General features: G+C 69.9%; 21 protein-coding genes, 1 tRNA gene and 2 pseudogenes. 12 read left to right on the top strand and 12 right to left on the bottom strand.

Features of this window, described 5'->3' with window-relative positions; translation table 11 throughout:
- On the bottom strand, positions 1-630 hold a 630-nt coding region (locus tag VXC91_RS29800; RefSeq protein WP_329510450.1), incomplete at its 3' end, for an alpha/beta fold hydrolase.
- A gap of 390 nt (positions 631-1020) precedes the next feature.
- Positions 1021-1971: an alpha/beta hydrolase gene (locus tag VXC91_RS29795; RefSeq protein WP_329510449.1), complete on the bottom strand. Its 951-nt coding sequence runs from the start codon at positions 1969-1971 to the stop codon at positions 1021-1023.
- 866 nt (positions 1972-2837) lie between these two features.
- Between VXC91_RS29795 and VXC91_RS29785 the strand changes: the two genes are divergently transcribed.
- Positions 2838-4439, top strand: coding sequence for a SpoIIE family protein phosphatase (locus tag VXC91_RS29785; RefSeq protein WP_329510447.1), 1602 nt, complete (start codon positions 2838-2840; stop codon positions 4437-4439).
- An 84-nt stretch (positions 4440-4523) separates the two neighbouring features.
- Here the strand turns inward: VXC91_RS29785 and VXC91_RS29780 are convergent, their stop codons facing one another.
- The 9 genes and pseudogenes from VXC91_RS29780 to VXC91_RS29740 form a co-directional block, all read right to left on the bottom strand.
- A complete protein-coding gene (locus tag VXC91_RS29780; RefSeq protein ID WP_329510446.1) occupies positions 4524-5468 on the bottom strand; it encodes a DUF5996 family protein in 945 nt (314 codons plus the stop codon).
- 311 nt (positions 5469-5779) lie between these two features.
- A complete protein-coding gene (locus VXC91_RS29775; RefSeq protein ID WP_329510445.1) occupies positions 5780-6844 on the bottom strand; it encodes a hypothetical protein in 1065 nt (354 codons plus the stop codon).
- Positions 6845-7190: 346 nt separating this feature from the next.
- Positions 7191-8087, bottom strand: a complete 897-nt coding sequence (locus tag VXC91_RS29770) for a carbohydrate ABC transporter permease (RefSeq protein ID WP_329510444.1) — start codon at positions 8085-8087, stop codon at positions 7191-7193.
- A complete protein-coding gene (locus VXC91_RS29765; RefSeq protein WP_329510443.1) occupies positions 8084-9064 on the bottom strand; it encodes a carbohydrate ABC transporter permease in 981 nt (326 codons plus the stop codon). Before VXC91_RS29765 ends, VXC91_RS29770 begins: the two co-directional genes overlap by 4 nt.
- Positions 9061-10374 carry an ABC transporter substrate-binding protein gene (locus VXC91_RS29760; protein ID WP_329510442.1) on the bottom strand — a complete coding sequence of 438 codons (1314 nt, stop codon included), beginning with the start codon at positions 10372-10374 and terminating at the stop codon, positions 9061-9063. Before VXC91_RS29760 ends, VXC91_RS29765 begins: the two co-directional genes overlap by 4 nt.
- Before the next feature lie 413 nt (positions 10375-10787).
- Positions 10788-12749, bottom strand: a complete 1962-nt coding sequence (locus VXC91_RS29755) for a copper resistance CopC/CopD family protein (RefSeq protein WP_408057508.1) — start codon at positions 12747-12749, stop codon at positions 10788-10790.
- Between the two features lie 148 nt (positions 12750-12897).
- Positions 12898-13667: pseudogene (locus VXC91_RS29750) on the bottom strand (SDR family NAD(P)-dependent oxidoreductase).
- Complete coding sequence (locus VXC91_RS29745) at positions 13655-14170, bottom strand: cupin domain-containing protein (protein WP_329510441.1); 516 nt, start codon at positions 14168-14170, stop codon at positions 13655-13657. The pseudogene VXC91_RS29750 and the gene VXC91_RS29745 overlap by 13 nt, the downstream one beginning before the upstream one ends.
- Before the next feature lie 124 nt (positions 14171-14294).
- Positions 14295-14603, bottom strand: a pseudogene (locus VXC91_RS29740) (penicillin amidase); the annotation flags it as partial.
- Between the two features lie 67 nt (positions 14604-14670).
- On the opposite strand from VXC91_RS29740, the gene VXC91_RS29735 reads away from it, so the two are divergent.
- The 6 genes from VXC91_RS29735 (at position 14671) to VXC91_RS29710 (ending at position 18154) form a co-directional block, all read left to right on the top strand.
- Positions 14671-15264 carry an HhH-GPD-type base excision DNA repair protein gene (locus VXC91_RS29735; RefSeq protein ID WP_329510440.1) on the top strand — a complete coding sequence of 198 codons (594 nt, stop codon included), beginning with the start codon at positions 14671-14673 and terminating at the stop codon, positions 15262-15264.
- 60 nt (positions 15265-15324) lie between these two features.
- Positions 15325-16002 (top strand): HdeD family acid-resistance protein, encoded by a 678-nt coding sequence (locus tag VXC91_RS29730; RefSeq protein ID WP_329510439.1) that lies wholly within the window; start codon positions 15325-15327, stop codon positions 16000-16002.
- A gap of 94 nt (positions 16003-16096) precedes the next feature.
- A complete protein-coding gene (locus VXC91_RS29725) occupies positions 16097-16438 on the top strand; it encodes a hypothetical protein (protein ID WP_329510438.1) in 342 nt (113 codons plus the stop codon).
- Positions 16439-16491: 53 nt separating this feature from the next.
- The gene (locus VXC91_RS29720; protein WP_329510437.1) at positions 16492-16638 is read left to right on the top strand and encodes a hypothetical protein; all 147 of its coding nucleotides are present in this window, start codon (positions 16492-16494) and stop codon (positions 16636-16638) included.
- Positions 16639-17042: 404 nt separating this feature from the next.
- Positions 17043-17339, top strand: coding sequence for a type II toxin-antitoxin system VapB family antitoxin (locus VXC91_RS29715; protein WP_004943146.1), 297 nt, complete (start codon positions 17043-17045; stop codon positions 17337-17339).
- Between the two features lie 170 nt (positions 17340-17509).
- Positions 17510-18154, top strand: coding sequence for a LytR C-terminal domain-containing protein (locus tag VXC91_RS29710; RefSeq protein ID WP_329510436.1), 645 nt, complete (start codon positions 17510-17512; stop codon positions 18152-18154).
- Between the two features lie 107 nt (positions 18155-18261).
- Here the strand turns inward: VXC91_RS29710 and upp are convergent, their stop codons facing one another.
- Positions 18262-18897 (bottom strand): uracil phosphoribosyltransferase, encoded by a 636-nt coding sequence (upp, locus tag VXC91_RS29705; RefSeq protein ID WP_329510435.1) that lies wholly within the window; start codon positions 18895-18897, stop codon positions 18262-18264.
- A 155-nt stretch (positions 18898-19052) separates the two neighbouring features.
- Between upp and VXC91_RS29700 the strand changes: the two genes are divergently transcribed.
- From VXC91_RS29700 to VXC91_RS29680, 5 genes are all read left to right on the top strand, one after another.
- A complete protein-coding gene (locus VXC91_RS29700; RefSeq protein WP_329510434.1) occupies positions 19053-19238 on the top strand; it encodes a hypothetical protein in 186 nt (61 codons plus the stop codon).
- A 237-nt stretch (positions 19239-19475) separates the two neighbouring features.
- Complete coding sequence (locus VXC91_RS29695; RefSeq protein WP_329510452.1) at positions 19476-20009, top strand: tRNA adenosine deaminase-associated protein; 534 nt, start codon at positions 19476-19478, stop codon at positions 20007-20009.
- A 66-nt stretch (positions 20010-20075) separates the two neighbouring features.
- Positions 20076-20504, top strand: coding sequence for a tRNA adenosine(34) deaminase TadA (tadA, locus tag VXC91_RS29690; protein ID WP_329510451.1), 429 nt, complete (start codon positions 20076-20078; stop codon positions 20502-20504).
- A gap of 67 nt (positions 20505-20571) precedes the next feature.
- Positions 20572-20656: transfer RNA gene (locus VXC91_RS29685), tRNA-Ser, on the top strand.
- Positions 20657-21091: 435 nt separating this feature from the next.
- A partial coding sequence (locus tag VXC91_RS29680) for a PAS domain-containing protein (protein WP_329510433.1) occupies positions 21092-22507 on the top strand: 1416 nt, incomplete at its 3' end.

Genomic DNA, 22507 nt, shown 5'->3' with positions numbered 1-22507 from the left:
AAGGCCACTGCCGGTCCCGGGACGCTGGGTGACCGCCATCAGGCCGGCGGTGTTCGCGGGGACATCCGCAGCGAACGCCTGGTGGAACTTGGACTGGTCGATGTAGAGGTCGACGTCCTTGGAGCCGTCGGGGTTGGTGATCGGGACGGGACGCAGAACCTCGCCGATGACGCTGCCCTCGAACTTGCTCGCCAGCTGATTGGCGCTCTCGCCCTTGTCGGGGAGGAAGGCGTCGGCGTACACCAGTGCCTTGACCTTGTCGGAGCCGTAGGCGGCGTTGCTGATCACCGCTCCGCCGTAGGAGTGCCCGACAAGAACCACCGGACCGTCGATGCTGGCCAGCAGGTCCTTGACGGAGGCGGCGTCGATGCTCACACCCCGCAACGGGTTGGCAGCGGCCACCACCGGGTAGCCGTCCTCCTTCAGCTGCTTGATGACGCCGTTCCAGCTGGAGGAGTCGGCGAACGCGCCATGGACGAGTACGACGGTCGGCTTGCCGGCCTTTGAGGAAGTGTTCTTGGCGGCGCTCGCCGGACCGACCGCCGTAGCGAAAAAGCCGGCGGCGACAGCCGCCGTGGCCATGAGGGTGACAGGAGTGCGGGCACGCCGATAACGCGAATGACGGTTCATGAAGAGCCCTTTCGAGGCAGAGGTTTCAGCCATGTGCGGACAGATGGACATGGCCGCAGTACGGCAGGGGGCTGCCGCAAGTCATGGAGAGGAAGACCGTGGGCGGCAAGCGGGAACATGTCCGGGGCTTGCCAGGAGCGGGCTACGGCCGAGGACCGGCTCGGTGAATCGATCGGGCTCGACGGTCCCGTGCGCGGGTTGGCATTGCCGGGCAACCGTGCTGATCGGCTCTCCCACAGCGCTCATCGAGTCTGTGGGGTCGATGAACAGTGGAAGAAACGGACGATCACAGTTCTACGCCGGTAAGGTCCACGCGCACGAGCGCCGAGGTGGTGAACAGCTTCAGCGCTGCTCGCGCTTCAGGAGTTGCGGCTGAGCAGCGCAGTACTCTCAGTTGCTGCGGAAGACGGTGCGCAGGGTGTGAATGGCGTGCTCCATCGCGGCAGTTGCGGCGTGCGTGGGCCGGAGGGGGTTGAGCATCAAGAAGTCGTGGAAGATGCCGTTGTAGCGGATGCTCGTGGTGGGAACACCGGCCTGGGTCAGCCTGCGGGCGTAGGCCTCACCCTCGTCCCGCAGCACGTCGTTCTCGTCGACGATGACGAGCGCGGGCGGCAGGCCCTTCAGCTCCTCCAGGCTTGCCCGCAGCGGCGAGGCGGTGATCTCGGCCCGCTGGGCGGGGTCGGTGGTGTAGGCGTCCCAGAACCAGGCCATGCCCTTCGCCGTGAGGAAGGGCCCGTCCGCGAACTCCCGGTAGCTGTCGGTGTCCTGGGCCGCGTCGGTGACGGGGTAGTACAGCGACTGGTGCACGAAGGTCACGTCGCCGCGCTGCTTGGCCATGAGGGTCAGTGCGGCGGCCATGTTCCCGCCGACGGAGTCGCCGGCCACCGACAGGCGAGAGGCGTCCAGACCTTCCTCCGCGCCCTTCGCGGTGATCCATCGAGCAGTCGCGTATGCCTGCTCGATGGCGACCGGGTACTTGGCCTCCGGCGAGCGGTCGAACTCGACGAACACCACAGCGGCGTTCGCCCCGACGGCCAGCTCACGCACCAGACGGTCGTGGGTACCGGCATTGCCGAGGACCCAGCCGCCACCGTGCATGTAGAGGACGACCGGCAGCGTGCCTTCGTCGCCGACGGGCTTGACGATGCGTACCTGCACATCGCCCACCTCGGCGGGTACCGTGATCCACTTTTCCGTCACGTCCGGCTTCGCCACCGGCGCCGCCTGCAGGTCGTCCAAAACCTTCCGGGCACCTTCCGGACCGAGCTCGTACAGGAACGGCGGGTTGGCCGTCGCCTCCGCAAGCTCCTGAGCTGCAGGCTCCAGAACGGGCTTAGTCATCACTGCACTCCTTGGGTCGGCGGGCTCTTGCCCGCTTTCCCACTCATGACAAGAGACGTGTCAAATGTGTGACATGCGGCGGATTCCATGTAACGGTTGCCTCGTACTCGACGGGCGGGACGTGGCCTGTCCCACCGTGGAGTCGGCGGTGGCAGTACCAGTCGGCCCACTCGGCGGTGGCAAGCTCGACCTGGGAAAGCGTATTCCAGGACCGGCCGGGTTTGCGCCCGAAGGTCGCCGGCACAGCCCGACACCCCACGACGACTCGGCTGCCGATGAGGAATCAAGCCGACCTTGCCGACCGTGCGGCCGCCAATCAGGTCCTGGGCGAAGTGACGGACGCGGGACCGGTCGACGCCGTGGCCGACAATGTGGGCCGGTTGATCGAGCCGGCCGGTCGGCCATGACGTCAAGGGTGTTCGGGTTTCCGCGCAAGAAAGGTGGCGATCGCCCTCTTCGCTCCTTCGCCGGGCTCCTGCAACACCCTCGTGGTGACGACGAGTCCGGCCTCGCCCAACAGCGCGACGAGCCGATTCGGCGGTAGCAGATGAGACTGTGTCCGCTGTCGTCGGCTGAGTATCCCTGGGCACTCGGCGGTCATCACACACGGACAGCCCCACTGCCTGTCGGGCCGGACCCGGCGGGCAGGCCGCCGGAGAACCTCACAGAGCCCGAATGTGGTCATATGTTCGATTTTTTGGGACGGTGACGCGACAGCAGTCCACCGGGCGGCAGCCCTCCGTCCGGGCGTGCGGGGCACCCGTCCCGCCCCCGGGACGCAAGGCCCTGATGACGCGATGAAATGACTGGAATGCGACTATTGGAGCTGTGAGGGTGGTCGCTCGACGATCGCGAGGGAGCGGCACGTGGATGCCTCGGACGAACTCCTTCGAAGGGCTGAACCGTCGGCCCTGCTGTACCCGGACGGCATCGTCCGCTCCCTGAACGCCCCGATGGCCACGGCGCTCGGCAGGCCTGCCGAAGAGTGTGTGGGCCGATACGCATGGGAGCTGGTGCCCGAAAGTCAGCGGGGCGTGGTCGAGCGCATCGTGGCCCACGCGCGCAAGCAGAGGCTGGCGATGCGAGTGCTGGAGCTGCCCGGGCCGGGCGGGGCGTCCCTGGTCGCCCTCGTCGAGGCGCGGCCGACGACTGCCGCCGGGGGCGAGCAGCTGGTCTTCGGGATGATCCGCGACGACACCCAGCACGAGGCCCGCCGCAAGGAAATGCTGGCCACACTTGGGGCCGAGCGGCGCCGCGCCAACGACATCGCCGAATTCTCCTCCGCCCTCATCACCACTGCCACCGAGCAGGAACTGCAGCAGGTCGTTCTGACCCGGCTCGCCGCGACCTTCAGCGGTACCGGCGCGGCGCTCGCGCTCGCCGACAACGGGCACCTCATCATCTCCTCGGACGGCGGGCTCCCCGAGTGGTACGTCGACGCCGTACGTTCCGTGTCGCTGGACGAGGAGCGCCCGCTGCCCCAGGCGATCCGCACGGGCGAGCCGTTGTTCATCGCCGATCATGAGGAACTGCTCCGTCGCTGGCCGCACTCCGAGGCAGTGCCCTTGGGGTGGCCCGGCCCCGACGTCGCCATGTCGATCACTCCCCTCGGCCCCGGCGGCGACCGGCCGCTCGGGGCCTGGGTGGTGACCCATGACAGCAAGCACCTCCCGTCCTCGGACGAGAGGACCTTCATGCTCACCCTGGCCGAGCTCGCAGGCCAGGCGCTGGGGCGCATCCGATCGCAGCAGGCCCGCCTCGAGCTGGCCACGGCGGTCCAGCATCACATGCTTCCGACGCTGCCCGAGCGCCTGCCGGGCCTGGAGGTCGCCGCCCGCTACCGGCCCTGCCGCACCGGGCTCGACATCGGCGGAGACTGGTACGACGCCTTTCTCATGCCCGATGGCACGGTGGCTCTGGAGATCGGCGACGCCCAAGGACACGACGTGGACGCGGCCGCCTTCATGGGACAGGTGCGCGGCTCCCTGCGCGCGATCGCCGCCCATGAGCCGGACCCCGGTACCGTGCTGGCGCACGCCAATCAACTGCTTGTCGCGATGGGCGCAGCACGGTTCGCCAGTTGCACCATGCTGCACATCGACACACACAACGGACAGGTCACCGGTGCCAGCGCCGGCCACGTGCCCCTGCTGTGCGCACACGACGACGGCAGCCACGCCGTCCGCCGGCTGCCGGGCGGTCCGGTCCTGGGAATCCTGCCGGACGCCGACTACCCGCAGGAGACCTTCACGCTGGACAAGCACACCGCGCTGGTCATGGTCACCGACGGTGTGGTCGAAGGACCGGACCGCACGCTGGACGCCGGACTGGAGCACGCCGGAACACTGGCCGCCCAAGCCCTCCACGACGGGCTGAGCGCCGAGGAGACCGCTGACCGCGTCCTCGACGACGCGGTCGCGATGAACAGCCCCGACGACCTCGCTGTGTTGGTCGTCCGGCGCACCTGACCGCGCTCGCGGACCGAACGCCACCCCCTGGAGGTACGCGAGACCGGTCCCGGACCGGGGCAGGCGTATCCGCTCCGGCAGGTGTCAGTGGTGTTCCCAGTGGTGTGCGCCGACCTCCAACGCGGCCCGGTCCCAACGGCCCGACTGCGCGGCCGCCTCATAGGTGCTGTGCAGGAAGTCGCTCAGCGCCCGGTCCGGATCGGCGGCGGAGGCGACCGCCTCATAGGGCAGCACGAACTCACCGTTCACCCGCTGGTATGACGCCTCGGCGGGACGGACCGGGTGGTCGGCGAAGCCGACCGGTTCGGGATACGCGTAGGCGTAGAACGCGCCCTCCTCTCCACCACCGGGCCAGAACCCGCAGCTGGACAACTCGAGGGAGTATGCCTCCCTCGTCACCCAGTCCGGTATGTTGGGCAGGCCGCCGGGGGGATGCAGCGGCGCGGGCCGCCCGGAGAAGCGGGTGCAGGCCAGGTCCATCGACCCCCAGAAGAAGTGCACGGGGCTGACCTTGCCGACGAACGAGGACCGGAACTCCCCGAACACCCGGCCCGCCTGGAGAAGCTGGCTCCAGAAGAGCCGCGCTGCGTGCGGGTCGTAGGAGGCGTGCCGGTCGTCGTCGGCGAACGGGATGGCCGGTTCCACCTCGTTCGGCCTCGGGTATATACGCGTTCGGATGCCCAGCTCTCCCAGCGCACCCATGGTCTCGGCGTAGAACTGGGACACCGGTTTCGGCGCCAACGCCACATCACGCCGGCCTCCGCCGCTGACATCGATGCGCAGCCGGTGGTCGACGAAGTCGAACTCGATGTCGAACGCGCCGTTCCGGTACGGGATCGCGGATGTGGTGAGCCCCCGCGGGCTGACGTAAAGGGTGACCTGCCACCAGTGGTTGACCATGGGAGCGTGGGCCATCCGGATCTTTCCGACGATCTGCGTCCACATGTGCAGTGTGTCCCGGGTCTCGACCCAGTTCTCCACTCGCAGCCGCGGCCATACCCCGACCTGCTGGTTCTTCTGCTCGGTCATCGCGCCTCCCACGGGCCTCGCCGCGGCAACTCGCGGCCCCCGGACTTCCGGCATCACCCGAAACCGCGCCCCGATGCGCGTCTCGGGGGCCCCGCCTGGACATCGGCGACATATACGACTTCCACGTGAGCGCTCCCTGTACGTCCAGAATATTCCCCGGGATGAGGACCGACCAGACGTGACCGGCGTGGCGGACCGCAGGCAGATGGGCCGGGCCTCGTCGACCGGCTGCCGGGAGGTACCGGCGAACAGGCCCGCGCCCGGCCCTGACGGTCCGCGTGCCGGGCGGCCGGTTCGGCGTCGACGACCGCTCAGTTCAGTACCACGACGACCAGCAGCAGGAGGAGCACGGCGACGGCGATCGTCGTCGAGGCGATCGCCGAGAAGCGGACGACCCGCTGTTTCGAGGGGCGCTCGAGGACCTTGATGCCGGTGGAGGACGGGAAGGCGAAGTAGACGCGGTCCGGGTCGGCATGGGCGGTGACACGGGCCAGGGGGAGATGGCGGATGGTCACGCGCCGGCCCACCTCGTTCTTCGAGACGGCCAGGTGGCGGTCGATCATCGCCCGGTGGGCCGGCTCCAGGTCGTCCGGGAGCTTGTCCGTCGCGCTGGTCAGGATCGTTCTGCGCCAGTCGCCCGCGCCGTCCGTCGCCGGGCGGATGTACAGCGGCGCCGGCTCCTCCACCTTCCGCGCGTCAGGGGTGTGGCTGATCACGGCGCCGGTCCAGGTCGTGAACAGGCCCGTGCCCGCGCATTCCGTGTGTCTCACCCGGCCCGCGCCCCTGCAGGCCGAGCACTCCACGAAGCCGGTCGCCCTGCACACGGAGCAGTCCATGCGGCCCTTGCCGAGACACTTCGGGCACGCCGCGTCCGCGCGGTGGCAGCGGGAGCAGCGGGCCCGTTGCGGGCCGTCCACGGGCCGGGGATCGGTCCGCCGGCCGCGGCGCCTGGGGCGGCCGGTGCCATCGCACTCCCAGCACGCGTCGATGCCGCCCCCGCATCCGTCGCACGGCACGAATCTGTCGCAGGTGAGGCGGCCGTTCCCCGTACAGCGCGCGCATGTCCTGCGACCCGCCTCGCAGCCCTCGCACGCCACTTCCTCGAGCGAGCCCTCGCGCACCAGCTCCAGCCTGTGTGGGGTTCCCGGGTCGGCGGGCGGGTCGACCGGGTGGGAGGCCAGGTCGGTGTAGGTCGGGCGATCGGCGATGTCGCGACGCCGGCCCGTGGCCCTCATCTCGCGTTCGCTGCGCTCCTCGATGCTGCGGACGATCCTGCAGTCGAGCAGCGACTGCCAGGAGAGATCCGCGGCGCCGGGAGACGTGAGCAGCACGCTGATCCCGTGCCGGGCGACGTGTTGTCCGACGGCCTGGAGCATCTCCTCTGCGGACGGTTTCCTCGCCAACGCCGCCCCCTCGTCGACAGTTGCCGGAAAAGCAGCAGGGTAAGAGCCACCCCGGCGGCCATCAAGAGGGCCGGCACGCCGCCCCTTACGAGGGCTCGGCTTCCGGGACATGTCCGGGCCCTACGTCACGGTCGGTCCGCCGGTCCGGCCCTGCCGCGGCTCCCGGACCACCGCCACGTCATCCGAACCCACCGTCACGGAGCCCGGCACGGTTCATCGGGCGGCTCCCGAAGGCGGCGGTCGAGGACCGCCGGCCCTCCTCGTGGAGGGGCGCGGCGCGCCCGCCCACGAGCAGGGGCCCCTGTCAAGAGCAGGCGGGTCAGCCCTTGTTGGAGCCCAGGGTCAGGCCGCTGACGAACTGGCGCTGGAGCACGAAGTACACGATCAGCGTCGGGATGGCGGTGAGCAGGGCACCGGCGGCGACCAGGTTCGGGTCCGTGAAGTACTGGCCGGAGAGGTTGTTCAGTGCCGAGGTGATCGGCATCTTCTCGCCGGTCGAGATCAGCACAAGGGCCCAGAAGAAGTCGTTGTAGATCCAGATCGACAGCAGGGTCGCCAGGGCCGCCATCGCCGGCTTGCACAGCGGCAGCGTGATCTGCCAGTACATACGCCACACCGAGGCGCCGTCGACGAGCGCGGCTTCGGTCAGTTCCTGCGGCAGCGACCGCATGTAGTTGCTCAACACGAAGGCACAGAAACCGGACTGGAAGGCCACGTGGATGAGGACCAGGCCGAGCGCGGAGTCGTACAGCTTGCCGCTCTCCGTGATGCCGGGCAGGTTGGTGAGCAGGTACATCCGGTACAGCGGGGTGATGATGACCTGCTGCGGGAGCAGGTTGCCCGCCGTGAAGACCAGCAGCAACGCGAGGTTGAGGCGGAAGTCGAAGCGGCTGACGTAGAAGGCGACCATCGACGACAGGAACAGCGTGAGCAGCACGGCCGGCACCGCGATCAGCAGCGTGTTGCCGAAGTAGTGCATCATGTCCGACTGCTCGAACGCGTTCGTGAAGTTGTCCAGGCTCAGCTTGTCCGGCCAGGACACATAGCCCTTGGTGCTGGTCTCGCTGTAAGGGCGCAGGGCCGAGAAGATCGCCCACAGCAGCGGGGCGAGCCACGCCAGTGCCGTACCGGCGAGGAAGACGTGCAGCAGGACGCGGGCGGGGCGGACGGGCGCGCGCTTCTTGAGCGCGCCGGTCGCGAGGGTGGGGGCGCTCACGATCGCCGCTCCTTCCGGAAGGTGGCCACCAGGTACGGGATGATCACGGCAAGCGAGATCAACAGCAGGACCACCGCGATCGCCGATCCGTAACCGATGCGGCTGGACTCGCCGATGATGTTGTTGGTCACCAGGATCGACAGCAACTCGGTACCCTGAGCACCCTTGTTGAAGACGAAGACCAGGTCGAAGGCGCGCAGCGCCTCGATGATGGTGACGACCAGGACGACCGTGTTGGTGGGACGCAGCGTCGGGAAGATGACGTGCTTGAAGGTCTGCCACTCGTTCGCGCCGTCCAGTGCGGAGGCCTCCCGCAGGGACGGGTCGACACTCTTCAGGCCGGCCAGGTAAAGGATCATCATGTAGCCCGTGTGCCGCCAGGAGGCGGCGACGAGGACGGCCCAGAGGTTGAGCTTCGGGTCGCCGATCCAGTCGATGTAGTGGCCGGACTTGTTGGCGCCGATGAGGCTGTTGATCAGGCCCGTGTCCGGGTTGTAGACGAGCTGCCAGACGAACCCGATGCACGCCATCGAGATGACGACCGGAAGGAAGAACGCCGTCTGGTAGACGCGGCTGAAGCGGATCCTCTTGTCCAGCTGAACGGCGAGGAGGAGGCCGAGCGGCGTCGGGATGAGGATGAGCACGACGAACCAGATGACGTTGTGCTCGACGGCGGGCCAGAACTGCGGGTTGTCGGAGAACAGTTGCTTGAAGTTCTCCAGGCCCACCCACTTGATCGAGTCGAAGCCGATGCCGTCCCAGGTGGTGAAGGCGAGCGCGATGGAGGCGAGGGCGGTGACCCAGACGAGGGCCACGTGCAGGACCGTGGGCACGCCGGCCATCAGGGCGAGCGTGATCCGGTCGCGGCGGGTGAGCAGGCGCTGATGGCCGCGCACGACCCGCTTGGTGTGGGATGCGGCGCCCGGAGGCGGCACGGCGGCCGCCTCCGGGGTCTTCGTCGTCGAGTCGGTGCTCATGCGGATGCGAAGATCGTCTTCTTCTGGCGCTCGATCGAGGACAGCAGACTGTCGACGCCCTTGGGGTTCTGGACGAACTTCTGCAGCGAGGGCTGCATCACCGTGGAGGTGAAGTCCGGCCTGCTGTCGCGGTCCATGAACTGGGTGAGGGACTTGGCGCCGCTGATCATGTCGAACGCCTTCTTCTGCAGCGGGCTGTACGAGGAAGTGTCGGCCTTGGAGGAGGCGGCCACCACGCTGGGGTCGGTCTTGAGGTAGGTCTGCTCGGCCTCCGGGGAGCCGAGGTACTCCAGCAGCTTCACGACGCCGTCGTGGTTCTTCGGGGCCTTGCTGACCATGAAGCCGTCGGTCGGCGCCTCGACGGTGTCCTGGCCGTATGCGGAGTTGATCTCCGGGAAGGGGAAGAAGTCGAGGTCGTCCAGGTCGGCCTTGTTGGTGAACTGCTGCGCCACAAAGCTGCCCAGGAGATACATGCCGGCCTTCTTCGCCACCACACTCTGCGCCGCGTCCTGCCAAGTGCGGCCCAGGGCACCATCCTGGTGGTAGGGCAGGATCTCGGTCCAGTGGTCGAAGACCGCCTTCACCTTGGCGTCGGTCCAGGACGCCTTGCCCGCCATCAGCTGGACGTGGAAGTCGTAGCCGTTGAGGCGGAAGTTGATCTGGTCGAAGGTGCCCATCGCCGGCCACTGGTCCTTGTCACCGAAGGCGATCGGGACCAGGCCGTCCTTCTTCATCTGCTTGCACAGGGCGACGAGTTGGTCCCAGGTGGTGGGGACCTGGTAGCCGTGCTGCTGGAAGACGCTCTTGCGGTAGAAGACCGCCCACGGGTACGTGGTCAGCGGCACGAAGTAGTACTTGCCGTCCTCGCCCTTGCTGAGCTTCTTCATCGCCTCGGGGAAGTTGTCCCCGATCTTCTGCCACACGTCGTCGATCGGGGTCGCGAGCTTCTTGGCGGCGAAGAACTGCATGCGGAAGCCGGCGAACCAGTTGAAGACGTCGTCCGGCGTGCCCTGGAGGTAGGAGTTGATCTGCTCCTGGAAGGTGTTGTGGTCCTTTGTGTTCACATCGACCGTGATGCCGGACTGCTTCTTGAAGGCCGCGTAGACCTCCTCGAAGGCCTTCTTCGGCACCGCGTCCGAGGCGTTGGAGCCCAGGCTCACGGTCTTCGGGTCGGATGCCGCGCCGCTGCCGCCGCAGGCGCTCAGCAGGGGTATGCCGGCACCGGCGAGGAGGGTTGCTCCACCGACTCCGCGCAGCAGGGAACGGCGGTTCGGGCCGGGGACGGAGAGGCGGGACGGGGAGTGATGCATGACGGCTCCTGGGGGCAGGGTCGGTCACGGGTAGATCTCTGAGCACTTGGGTCAGAATCCACCAGAAACCAACTCGACCGAACATCGTGGCCGTCATAAGACTCGCATGTCCGGTCATACGTCAAGGGCTGTCGTAACCCCGTTTTTGAAACGTGACCGACACATCCTTGATCAACTCTGCTGACGAACGACCGGTGGGCCCGACCTCCCAAGGCAAGGTGTACGCAACACATTCGAGCGCTGCGCCGCAGGTCGTACGCGAGCACGCGGTCACGTGACGGCATGCGCACGCGGTGGCAACGGCCGCCCGGGGGCGCCGATCCCTGCCTCCACCACATGCGCACAACCAAAACGTTGTCACCGCCGTGCCGCGACGAAACCCGGGGCGGTCGGGCGTGGTTCGCACCGGCCGGCTAGCCGATCCGTACGGTCTTCGACACGGTCACCTGGTCGATGTCGGTCGTACGGACCGTCACCTTCATCGTCCAGGTGCCCGGCAGCGGGAGGTTCAGCGCGTCGGCGGCCCAATAGCCGCCCCGATCCTCCATCTTGGCGTCCAATGGGCCGATCTTCCGATTCGCCGGGGTGAGGCTCAGGCGCAGTTCGGGCACGGTCGCGATGCCGCCGTCGGGCCCGTAGATCACCGCCTGGACCTGGTTCTCGCCCACCCGGCTTGGCGTCAGTTCGACCTGCACCGTGCCGTGTCCACCGGGCGTCCCCACATCGAAGGGGATCAACGTGGTGGAACCGAGGGGCGGTTCGGCCGCGATCTGTGACGCCTGCGCCTCCGAGACCGCCCGGCCCGGCTGCGTGCCCGTCAGCAGCGTCGTGATCACGAGCACCACGACCCCGATCGTGATCTCCGCCAGCACCGACCGGCGCAACGCCCTCCGGTGCGGCGACGGGTCCTCGACGGCCGGCCCTCCCGGCTCGGAGCCCGCGCGTGCGCTCGCGGTGTCCCGGTCGTCCGGTCCCAAAGGCGTGGGCACATCCCCGGCGGCGCCGTCCCGCGAGGCGGCCTCCACGCGTCCCGTCGCCGCCCCCACGACCTCACGCACCCGCTGCGGCGCCGTCACGTCCGCCGCCGGCACCGCGAGCCGTGCGGTCCATCGGCGCGAGTACGCCGCCGCCGCGAGCAGCAGCAGCACGACCACCACCTTGGCGGTCAGCAGCCTCCCGTACGCGGTGGTGGTGAGCGCGTCGAGGGAGCCGAGACCGCGCCAGGACTGGTAGACACCGGTGGCCACCAGGACGGCGACGCTCGCGAGGGCCAGACGCGAGAAGCGGGCGGCCGCGGCCGCCGGAAGCACGTCGGGCGTCCGGTACAGCGACGTGAGCAGGGCCGCCAGGCCCCCCAGCCACACCGCCATCGCCAGCAGGTGCAGCACCGCCGAGGTCATGGCGAGCGGGACCTGGATGCCCGCGGCGGCGTGTTCGGCCACCGCCCAGGTCAGCGCCAGGGCGAGCGACAGCATGATCACGAACGCGAACGGCGGCCGTTCGCCGACGGCCGGACCACTGCCCGTCGGCGCGGCGTCGGCCGACTGCTCTCCGTCACCGGTCCGCGCCTCGCTGCACGCGTACGGCAGCCCCGCGCGCCCCGCGACCGCAGCCGCGACACCGAGCAGCAGGAGCCGCGCAAGCAGCGCGAGACCTGGTCGGCTCGTGGCCGTCTCCCGCAGCACCGGTAGGTCGAAAGCCGTCGCGGGGCCGCTGCCACGCTCGTACGGCCCTCGGAGCAGCAACAGCGCCACCGTGGCTGCCAGCAGCGTCCACCAGCCGCCCACGAGCAAGCCACGGGCCACTCCCGTACCGGTCGCCATCGCGAACACGAGAACACCGAGCAGCAGGGCCAGGCCGCCGTAGGCGACGTAACGGGCGATGTCGTAGAGCGTCGTGGTGGCGGCGTCCTGGGCCTCGTCGTACGGCAGCACCGCGGTCGTCGCGGAGGGTTTGCCGACGGAGAACGTGAGCGCGCCCGACACCGGGTGGCTGTCCGCCGACACCACGCGCCAGGCCACGATGTAGCTGCCCTGCGGGAGCCGGGGCAGCGTGACGTGTGCGGTGTCCGAACGGCCGTCCGTGTGCTCCTGTTCGCCCGTGTGGACCCGGCGGTTGCTCGGGTCGAACACGCGGATGGAATCGTCCAGCAGCCCGACCGACTCGGAGAAGGTGAGGTTGACGGCCCTCGGCGACGTCTTCAGCACACTGCCGTCCACCGGGTCGGCGTCCTTCAGGACGGCGTGCGCGGACGCGGAACCGGCGCCCGCGAGCAGCAGCAGGGGAACGACGAGCAGCACGAACACGAGGTGCCGCGGCCGCCGCCCGCTCGCCGCCGCCCGCGGACTCCCCGCGCCCACGCGTCCTGCGTCCACGTCATCTCCCGTATCCGCCCGTCCCGGGTCTCGGTCATCCGCCCGTCCCGGGTCTCCGTCACGTACGGACGGGGGGTCCGCAGCGCTCAGCGCGGCGGCAAGCCCCGTCACCCGTACGTGCGTCACGCCATCATGGCCGGGTGCCCCGTCACCACGTGGGCCGGGCCGACACGCCCCCGTCCACCACCAGGTCGTGGCCGGTGATCCAGGAGGCGAGCGACGATGCCAGGAACACACAGGCGTCACCGACGTCCTCCGGGCGTCCCAGCCGGCCGGTGGGCACGGCACTACACCACCGGCGCACCCCCTCGGGCCAGTCCTCCGCCAGCCCCTCGCGGTCGATGAGACCGGGCGAGACGGAGTTGACGCGGATGCCGTACGAGCCGAACTCGAGGGCGGCCGACCTCGCGTGCATGACGACGGCCGCCTTGGACGCGCAGTAGTGGGCGTGCAGCGGCGCCGGATGTGTGGCCTCGATGGAGGCGACGTGCGTGACGGTGCCGCCGCCGCCCCCACGCATGACCTCCACCGCCGCCTGCGTGCACGCGAACACACTCGAGAGATTGGCGTCGACCACGGCCCGCCAGTCGGCGGCCGTCATCCCGGCCAGCTCCTGCGTCGGCTGCACACCCGCGTTGTTGACCAGTGCCGTCAACCGGCCGCCGCCCCACTCGGCCGCGTCGACCAGACGCCCGCACTCGTCCTCGACCGTGAGATCGGCCTGGAGGACGACGGCGCGGGCGCCCGCCTCACGGATGCGCGCGGCCACGTCGTGCGCCGCCCGAACCGACGTTCGGCAGTGGAGTGCGACCGCCGCGCCCTCTTCGGCGAACCGCAGCGCGATCCCACGGCCGACGCCCCGCCCGCCCCGGTCACCAGGGCCACCTGTCCCGTCAGCAACCCGCTCACGACCGGCACAACCCCGCGATCCGGCCCGCTTCGGCCGGGTAGCGCGCCGCCAGCTCGGCCGCGTCACCGTGTTCGTAGTCCTCATCGGTGAAGCCCGGCGCCATGGTGCACCCGAAAAACGTCCACGCCCCGCCCGCGGCGACCCGGCCGCCCATCCAGGTGCCGGCGGGCACGGTGAACTGGACGTACTGGCCACCGAGGACGTCCGGTCCGAGGACGGCCGTCCGCGCGCTTCCGTCGGCGGCGAGGAGCAGCAGCTCCAGCGGATCGCCGAGGTAGAAGTGCCAGACCTCGTCCGCCGGGAGCCGGTGCAGCGCCGAGTAGTCGTCCGGTTCTGCGGTCAGCAGGGCGACGATGGCGCTGCCCGCCGGGCGTCCGTCGGGCAGTGGGGGCCCCGCCCAGGTGCGCCGGAACCGCCCGCCCTCACGCGGGATCGGTTCCAGTCCGTAGTGGGCGACGAGGTCGTCAGGGGTCACGGCACGCAGGCTAGTGCGGCGACCGGAAAGGTTCATCGGCTCGCAAACCCTTCCGGCCACAGCACTGGTCGGCGAGGTCCACCGGACGGGTGAGGAAGGCCGGCGGGGCGCGCGTCTCGGGGAGGTACACGTCCGGCAGGTCGACCTCGGGCAGGACGACGGCCGGGCCGGGGACGAAGCCCCGATCGGTCGGGCCGAGGACGCAGGACGTGCACAGGACACAGCCGTGGTCCCCGGACAAGTCCGGTTCGTCGTACGGCGTCCCGGTCGCCGCCCGCCAGGGGGCGAGCCGGTGGGTGTCGCCCCAGGTGCCGTGCGGCGGGTTCGCGGCGACCTCCTCGACGGCCTCCCGCACGATCGCGACGCGGTCGTTGCCGTGAAGCTGCCCGGCGGCCAGGAGGTGCTCGAGGGCGAAGCCGACCCGGAGGAGGGCGAGCCAGGGCAGGAAGATCTCGGGTACGCGGACGGGGCGGCGGAGGCTGAACGCTCTGGGGTACCGGCGCGCGGCCCGAGCCGGCCCGCGGGATCATCGGGGCATGGACGTCACACTTCATCTCGCCCAGGATCCCGAGGCCGACGCGCTCCTCGGACGCAATCCGCTCGCCGCGCTGATCGGGATGCTGCTGGACCAGCAAGTTCCGATGGAGTGGGCGTTCAAGGGGCCGTGGACCATCGCGCAACGGCTCGGCACGAACGGCCTCGACGCGCACGAGATCGCGGCGCAGGACCCGGAGGCCTTCGCCGCACTGCTGTCGGAGAAGCCGGCGGTGCACCGCTACCCCGGTTCCATGGCCCAGCGCGTCCAGCAGCTGTGCCAGTACCTCGTCGAGCACTACGACGGGGACCCCGAGGCCGTCTGGAAGGACGTCGGCAGCGGCCGGGAGCTGCTGAAGCGGCTCGAGCAGCTGCCCGGGTACGGCAAGCAGAAGGCGCAGATCTTCCTCGCCCTCCTCGGCAAACAACTGGACGTACGGCCGCAGGGGTGGCGGGAGGTCGCGGGGCCCTACGGCGAGGAGAAGTCGTTCCGCTCCGTCGCCGACATCACGGGGCCGACGTCACTGGCGAAGGTCCGGGCGTACAAGCAGGAGCTGAAGGCGGCGGCGAAGGCCGCCAGGACGGCGGGCCGATAGGCGTCAGCCGGTTGGTCCACCCGGCTGGCGGGGTGTTGGAGCCCAGTCCGAGCATGGATCATGACCGACGCACCGAGCGGCTCCCCCCGGGGATCCGATTACGACGACCGCCGCATCCACGCCACGCGTGACCCGCATGCGCCGAGACCCGCGTCGGAGGGCGTCGAGCCACCCTTCGAGGGCCTCCTGCATCTGCTCTCCCGCTCGGCCTGGCAGGTCGTCCTCGCCACCGGCGTCGCGTCCCTGATCCTGGGGATCCTGGTCCTGGTCTGGCCGGGACCGTCCCTGCTCGCCGCAGGGGTGCTCTTCGGCCTCTATCTGATCATCAGCGGCGTGCTCCAGCTGGCCTCCGCCTTCGGCACGCACAAGACCACCTCGCTGCGCGTCCTGGCCTTCATCAGTGGTGCCCTCTCGATCCTGCTGGGCCTCTTCTGCTTCCGCGGCCCCATGGAGTCGATCCTGCTGCTCGCGCTGTGGATCGGTATCGGCTGGCTGATCCGCGGGATCACCCAGATCGTGGCGGCCGCCCACGACCCGGCGGTGCCCGCGCGCGGCTGGCAGATCTTCCTCGGCGTGGTGACCTTCGTCGCCGGGATCGTGCTGATCGACTCGCCGTTCACATCGATCGCCGTGCTCACCCTGGTGGCCGGTTGGTGGCTGGTCGTGGTCGGCGTCGTCGAGATCGTCACGGCGATCCGGATCCGGGGCCACGCGGAGCGGATTCCTCGTACTGTCTGACGGGTGTCAACCTGACGCCCTCGGCGTACGCCGAGCGAGCGGTTTCGGGGCCGACACCATGAACGATGCTCGCCAGGCGGGCAGATGACCTCTCGTGAGCCCCACCCCGCATGCCCCGCGCACCGCCCGCCGGTACGCCTGGCTGCGGGTGCTCGTGGTGCTGGTCGCGCTGCTCATGGCCGGCGCGCACACCGGGGCGGTGACGGCCGACTCCCTCCCGGTGTCCACGGCTCAGACGTGCGGGGCGGAGTACGACCAGCTCACCGCGACACCCGCGCCGACCAACCCCCAGGGGCACCGCACCGTCGCCTCCTCACGGCCGGGTCCGCCGGGCGGCGCCAGGCCGTCCGGCCCCGAAGGCTCGGCCCCCGCCCTCGCGTGGGCGCCGTACTCGCCCACGCTGCACGCGCTGCGCACCGTCGTCCTGCGCTGCTGACAGGTCCCGTCCTCCGGAACCGTCATACCTGTCAGCAACGCAAGGACACCGACATGCTCATCGACCCGTACGCGGTCCTGCACGCCCTGCTGCGTGCCGAGGCGGCGCGCAGCACGAAACCCCGACCCACGACCGAACCGGAGGCCGACACCGGGGAGGAACCCCCGCCGACCACCCCGCCGGAAAGGGATCACGAGTAGCACGCACGGCGGCCGCCCCAGGGCCGGGCGGCCGCTCCCTCCCGACAGGACCTCGACCGATGGGCGGGGCTCAGGACCGGCGCATACTCGGACGACCTCGACACCCGCGAGGACGGCGTGGCGGATGCGGCCGAAAGCGTGGGACTGCGCCGGGGGTCCTCGGTATCGAGGTCCGGCCGCCCGCGGCGGTCCCCACCGGCCGCGACCGCGCGGGAGTGCGCCGGGTGACCCCGGGAACGCGGAAGGGCTCCCTTGCTCCCCGTGCGCGGTGGCATCCAGGCAGGCTCCGGCCATGGCTCGTCCTCGTCCGACTCCCGTTTTGACCCTGTTTACCGTGTCTTTTTCCGTGCCGTACTCCGTCGCCATGGCTGCGCCCGGAACGCCTCGACCGGTAGGCTTTCCGTGTGATCTTCAAGCGCATCGGAAACGGCCGGCCGTACCCCGACCACGGCCGGGAAAGCACCCGGCAGTGGGCGGACGTCGCGCCACGCCCGGTCCGCCTCGATCAGCTCGTGACGACGAAGCAGCAGCTGGACCTGGAGACCCTACTCGCCGAGGACTCGACGTTCTACGGCGACCTCTTCGCACACGTCGTGAAGTGGCAGGGCGATCTGTACCTGGAGGACGGCCTGCACCGCGCGGTCCGCGCGGCGCTGCAGCAGCGCCAGGTCCTGCATGCGAGAGTGCTCGAGCTCGACTGATTCTCCGGCGTCCTCGCCTCTTCCCGTGCACCGCCACCCCATGTGACGCTCGTTCAGCTCCGCGCTGCACGGCCGTCCGCGTGTGCCCTTTGACCCTTTCGGGTTGGAGTACGCGGCGTTGAATGATCATCTAGTAGGCATTGCCGCCCCGGCGCACTACGCTGCGCCTCATGAGCATGCTGACTCCCCCCGGCATGGGTGGCCAGTACCGGATCACGGGGGACAAGTACCCGCGGATGCGCCGACCCCGGCGCCGCGGCAGGGTCGTGTTCGCCGTGGTCGCGTCCGTGGCCGCCATCGGTGTGATCGGCTGGGGGACCCTGCAGCTCATCGACGTCTTCACCGGTCAGGGCGGCAAGGCGTCGGCGTCCGGCGCGAAGGCGAACTGCGCGACCAAGGCGAACGCGTCGCCCGCGGCTCTCAAGGCTCTGCCCGCGCCCGGCCAGATCACCGTGAACGTCCTCAACGCCACGCCCCGCAGCGGCCTCGCCAAGCAGACCGCGGACGAGCTGAAGAAGCGCGGCTTCCACATCGGCGACGTGGGCAACGCAACCGAGGAGTTCGACAAGAAGATCAAGGGCGTCGCGCTGCTGCTCGGCCCCAAGGCGGCCGTCGACACCTCGTTGCCCGTACTCGGCGCGCAGCTGCCGGCTGCCGAGCGTCGCACGGACCCCGCCCGCACCGGCGCCGCCGTCGACCTGATCCTGGGAGACGGGTTCAAGTCGCTGTCGAGCAAGACGGACGCCGACAAGGCGCTGGCCGCCCTGACCGGCCCGACGGCGTCACCGTCGGGCGACACCAAGAAGGGCTGCTGAGGGTTCCGGTCCCACGGAACCGGAAAGAACCTCCGGCGGCCGTACGGCCGCCGTACCGGGCCACCGGGCGGCTTCCGTGCGGGAAGCGCCCCCGGCCCGAACGTCGCCTACTCCGCCGCCCCGTAGAGGCGGTCCCCCGCGTCGCCCAGCCCCGGCACGATGTAACCGTGCTCGTTGAGCCGCTCGTCGACCGCGGCCGTCACCACCGTGACCGGCGTGCCCGCCAGTTCGCGCTCCATGACCTCGACACCCTCCGGGGCGGCGAGCAGCACCACGGCCGTCACGTCGTCCGCGCCTCGCTTGATCAGCTCCCGGATCGCCGCGACGAGCGTGCCGCCGGTGGCGAGCATCGGGTCCAGGACGTACACCTGGCGCCCCGACAGATCCTCCGGCATGCGCGACGCATACGTCGAGGCCTGGAGCGTCTCCTCGTTCCGGATCATGCCCAGGAAGCCCACTTCGGCGGTCGGCAGCAGCCGCACCATGCCGTCGAGCATGCCCAGGCCGGCGCGCAGGATCGGCACGACCAGGGGGCGCGGACGGGCGAGCTTGACACCGGTGGTCGCGGCGACCGGGGTCTTGATGTCGACCTGTTCGGTGCGCACGTCCCGGGTGGCCTCGTAGGCGAGCAGGGTGACGAGCTCATCGGCGAGCCGACGGAAGGTCGCGGAGTCGGTGCGCTGGTCGCGCAGCGTGGTGAGCTTGTGGGCGACCAGGGGGTGGTCGACGACGTGGAGACGCATGTCCCTAACAGTAACCGGGCCTCCTGTCCCCGCCGCGCCCCCGTGCGACGCCGGCGCCGGCGGACCGCTCACCTCGGATCCGTCCCCCTTTCCGCCTGACATCGAACCCGCCATCAGAGGGAAAGTGAGAGGGACACAACTGGGGTGGTGTGTCTATGTCCGACCGGGAGTCCCAAGAGGAATACGAAGCGCAGGAGACGGACGCTGCACGCATGCGGCGCCGCGCCCGGTTCCTGCGAGAACTCGCCGAGGCACGCGAGCTGCGCGACCGCGTCCAGCCCCGCCGCGCCAAGGCCGCACGCCTGCGTCACGCCGTGCGCATGCGCACCTTCCGCTGGTAGCGACGCGGCCGCCACGGGGGTGGCCGTGCGACCACACAGCCCCGGGCCGCGTACGATCCGCAGGTGGCGGCAATGAGTGCGCTGGTGCGTGGAGACACAGGGAGTCGAAGACGTCCCCTGAGCGCCTTGTTTCTGCCACGATTCCGAGTGGGTGGGGCTCGGAGAAGCACTCCCCGCCCGCAACCTCCGCCGGGGGGAACCCCAACCGGCACGCCTATGACCAGTGGGAGAGTCACGGTGTACTTCGCCGCACTGCTCGCGCGCACCGAAGACGGGTGGGAAGCGAGCGACACAGAGCTCGACGATGTGGAGACCCTGTCGGATCTGACCGACCTGGCCCGCGAAGCCTCGGTCGACGAGGACACGGTGCTCGTACTCATCGAGCAGGAGGACGCGTGGTTCGGCGTCGTCCGCGTGGACGGCGAGGACGACCCTCGTATCTACGTTTCGGACGCCGCCGCAGCGGCCCGCAGCTCGTACGGCGAGATCCTGCTCACCGACGAGCTGCTCGGAAGGGAGCCCGGTGACGACGTCGCCGACCTGGACTCCCTCGACCTCGACGGTACGGAGGACGGTGAGCCCGAGGACGCCGACGACGAGGACACGGCGGCCGCGGACCCCGCCGTGCCGCACGGCCCCGTGGGTGACAGCGAGATCCTCGACGACCTCGGCGTGGGCGAGAAGGACCTGCGCATCCTGGACGCCGAGGACGCGCTGAGCGCGATCGCCGAAGCCCTGGGCGCCTCGGAGGTCCTGGAGACCGTCCGCTAGGGGCACCGAGTGACCCAGGACGGGACGCCGGCCCCCGATCCGGTGCGCGACCAGTGGCGGGCCGCGATGCGGCTTGCCCTGGACGAGGCCGGCCTGGCCGCCGAGGGCGGTGACGTCCCGGTGGGTGCCGTCGTGCTGTCCGCGGACGGCTCGGTGCTCGCGACCGGTCACAACGAGCGCGAGGCGACGGGCGATCCGTCGGCTCACGCGGAGATACTCGCGCTGCGCCGGGCCGCGATGGCGCTCGGCGAGTGGCGGCTGCCCGGTTGCACGCTCGTCGTCACTCTGGAGCCCTGCACGATGTGCGCGGGCGCGGTGCAGCAGTCCCGGGTCGACCGGCTGGTCTACGGCGCGCGCGATGAGAAGGCCGGCGCCGCCGGGTCGCTGTGGGATCTGGTGCGCGACCGGCGCCTCAACCACCGCCCCGAGGTCGTCGACGGCGTGCTCGCGGACGACTGCGCCCGCGTGCTCACAGACTTCTTCCGGAGCCGCTGAGGCTCATGTCCGGGCGCCCCGAATACGGATTTCAGGCCACAGCCCACCTTGGGGTAGGGTCTCCCTCGGTAGCGTGTCCGAGCGGCCGAAGGAGCTCGCCTCGAAAGCGAGTGTGGCGCAAGTCACCGAGGGTTCAAATCCCTCCGCTACCGCTGATGAATGAAGGGGCGGCCCGTATGGGTGCGCCCCTTCGTCGTGCTTGGTCTCAGTTTCGGTCTCAGTCGGCTTCGTCTGTCTGCTTCCAGATGAGCCCGTCAACCTGATCCACCGCGGTCCGCACACTGTCGACCATGTGCTGACAGCGCGCCGCCATCTGGGTGTGCTCCAAGCCCCAGGCAGGGCGCTTGACTGGGTCATCGAAACTTCAGGCCAAAGTCGCTTCCTTCGACCTCCTATGGTCACGCGCGGCTCGCTTACAGCATTGGGAGGCCACCCCTAACAAAAGCAAGCAGTTAGGACATAGCGCTACCGCTGACCGTTGGTGCACCCTGGGCACAGGAAACAGACTGGTCGACTATTGCGCGCCAGCAGACACACCCAAGCCGCCGCAACCCGGATCCACCGCTGGGCAGCAGAACGGATGATCAATGTACGACGCTACGGGAACGGCGACCACCGCAGCTCAGACGCCCTTCCAGGCGGTCGGCGCAGCGATAGCCCTGCTCGACGCGGACGGGACGGTGGTCGGGTGGACGCAGGCAGCCGAGCGGCTTGTCGGCTACCCGGGCTCGGAGGTGGTGGGGCGGTCCGCCGAGATCCTGCTCTCGGCCGCCGAAGACTGGGCGAACGCATCAGCGTTCCATGAGCAGTGCCGGTCACAGGGCCACTGGGTCGGCTCCGTGGAACTCCGTCACCGCGACGGCCGCAGGTTCAGTGTGCTCCTGTCCGTGTCGCCGCTGTCCGGACAGGACGGCCGGGCCCGGTGGGCCGTGTCGGCGACCTGCAAGGCCACGCTTTCCTCCTGGGGGGCGGACGGATCGGCGGTGGAGTCGCTCCATACGGCGCTGCACCGCCGCTTGCCGATCGGAGTCGTGATTCGCGACACCGACCTGCGCTGTGTCTGGGTGAACGACACCCAGGGATTCAAGGACGGCATCCTTCCTCAGCAGCGGCTGGGGCGCACGCTGACGGAGGCGGCGCCCGGCGCGGACGCCGAAACGCTGGAGGCGCTGTCGCACCGGGCACTGGAGAGCGGCGCCCCGGCGATCAACGTGGAGTACCGGGCCTTCCGGCCGACGCGTGGGCGCCGGGAGCGTACGTTGACGGCCTCCCTCGTCCGCCTGGACGACGCGGAGGGCCGTGCCCTGGGCGTGTGCGTGGTGAGCTTCGACGTCACCGACAGCCGGCGGGCGCGCGAGCGTCTGGTGATCCTCGGCGAGGCCAGTACACGCATCGGAACCACCCTGGACGTCATGCGGACCGGGCAGGAACTGGCCGACCTCGCGGTGCCGCTCCTCGCGGACTACGCCACCGTCGACCTGGCGGAGTCCGTTCCGCTCGGCGAGGAGCCCCTGACCCGCCTCGGCCCGCAGGGCGGACGCACTCCCGTCTTCCGCCGCGCGGGCCTCGCCTCGATCCGCCCGGGGGCCCCGGAGTCCCTGGCCGCGTCGGGCGAGCCGGTCCTCGTCGCGCAGCACTGTCCCTTCGCCCGCGTCCTGCACTCGGGGAAGTCCCACTTCGAGCCGATGCTGGACGTCTCTCCCGATTCCTGTTTCGGTCAGGCACTCCCCGCACAGGCGCTGAGGTTCCGCGAACACGCGATGCACTCCTTGATGGTCGTGCCCATCCACGCGCGGGGCGCCGTACTCGGCATGGCGGTGTTCATGCGGACGGCGGACTCCCTGCCGTTCGAGGAGGACGACCTGCGCCTGGCCGAGGAACTCGTCAGCTGGGCGGCGCTGTCCTTGGACAACGCCCGCCGATACGCGCGCGAACGCTCCGCGGCCCTCGCCCTGCAGCGCCACCTGCTCCCTCACGGTGCGACGGGCGGGTCCGCCGCCGAC

It is taken from the genome of Streptomyces chiangmaiensis (genome assembly GCF_036281785.1).
GTDB classification, from domain to species: domain Bacteria; phylum Actinomycetota; class Actinomycetes; order Streptomycetales; family Streptomycetaceae; genus Streptomyces; species Streptomyces chiangmaiensis.
This window is presented reverse-complemented; position numbering and strand designations above follow the sequence as displayed.

Coding starts and splice junctions, on each gene's coding strand:
- VXC91_RS29795 (WP_329510449.1), bottom strand. CDS start 1,971: ATGACTAAGCCCGTTCTGGAGCCTGCAGCTCAGGAGCTTGCGGAGGCG.
- VXC91_RS29780 (WP_329510446.1), bottom strand. CDS start 5,468: ATGACCGAGCAGAAGAACCAGCAGGTCGGGGTATGGCCGCGGCTGCGA.
- VXC91_RS29775 (WP_329510445.1), bottom strand. CDS start 6,844: ATGCTCCAGGCCGTCGGACAACACGTCGCCCGGCACGGGATCAGCGTG.
- VXC91_RS29765 (WP_329510443.1), bottom strand. CDS start 9,064: ATGAGCACCGACTCGACGACGAAGACCCCGGAGGCGGCCGCCGTGCCG.
- VXC91_RS29760 (WP_329510442.1), bottom strand. CDS start 10,374: ATGCATCACTCCCCGTCCCGCCTCTCCGTCCCCGGCCCGAACCGCCGT.
- VXC91_RS29745 (WP_329510441.1), bottom strand. CDS start 14,170: ATGAACCTTTCCGGTCGCCGCACTAGCCTGCGTGCCGTGACCCCTGAC.
- VXC91_RS29735 (WP_329510440.1), top strand. CDS start 14,671: ATGGACGTCACACTTCATCTCGCCCAGGATCCCGAGGCCGACGCGCTC.
- VXC91_RS29730 (WP_329510439.1), top strand. CDS start 15,325: ATGACCGACGCACCGAGCGGCTCCCCCCGGGGATCCGATTACGACGAC.
- VXC91_RS29720 (WP_329510437.1), top strand. CDS start 16,492: ATGCTCATCGACCCGTACGCGGTCCTGCACGCCCTGCTGCGTGCCGAG.
- VXC91_RS29710 (WP_329510436.1), top strand. CDS start 17,510: ATGAGCATGCTGACTCCCCCCGGCATGGGTGGCCAGTACCGGATCACG.
- upp (WP_329510435.1), bottom strand. CDS start 18,897: ATGCGTCTCCACGTCGTCGACCACCCCCTGGTCGCCCACAAGCTCACC.
- VXC91_RS29700 (WP_329510434.1), top strand. CDS start 19,053: ATGTCCGACCGGGAGTCCCAAGAGGAATACGAAGCGCAGGAGACGGAC.
- tadA (WP_329510451.1), top strand. CDS start 20,076: ATGCGGCTTGCCCTGGACGAGGCCGGCCTGGCCGCCGAGGGCGGTGAC.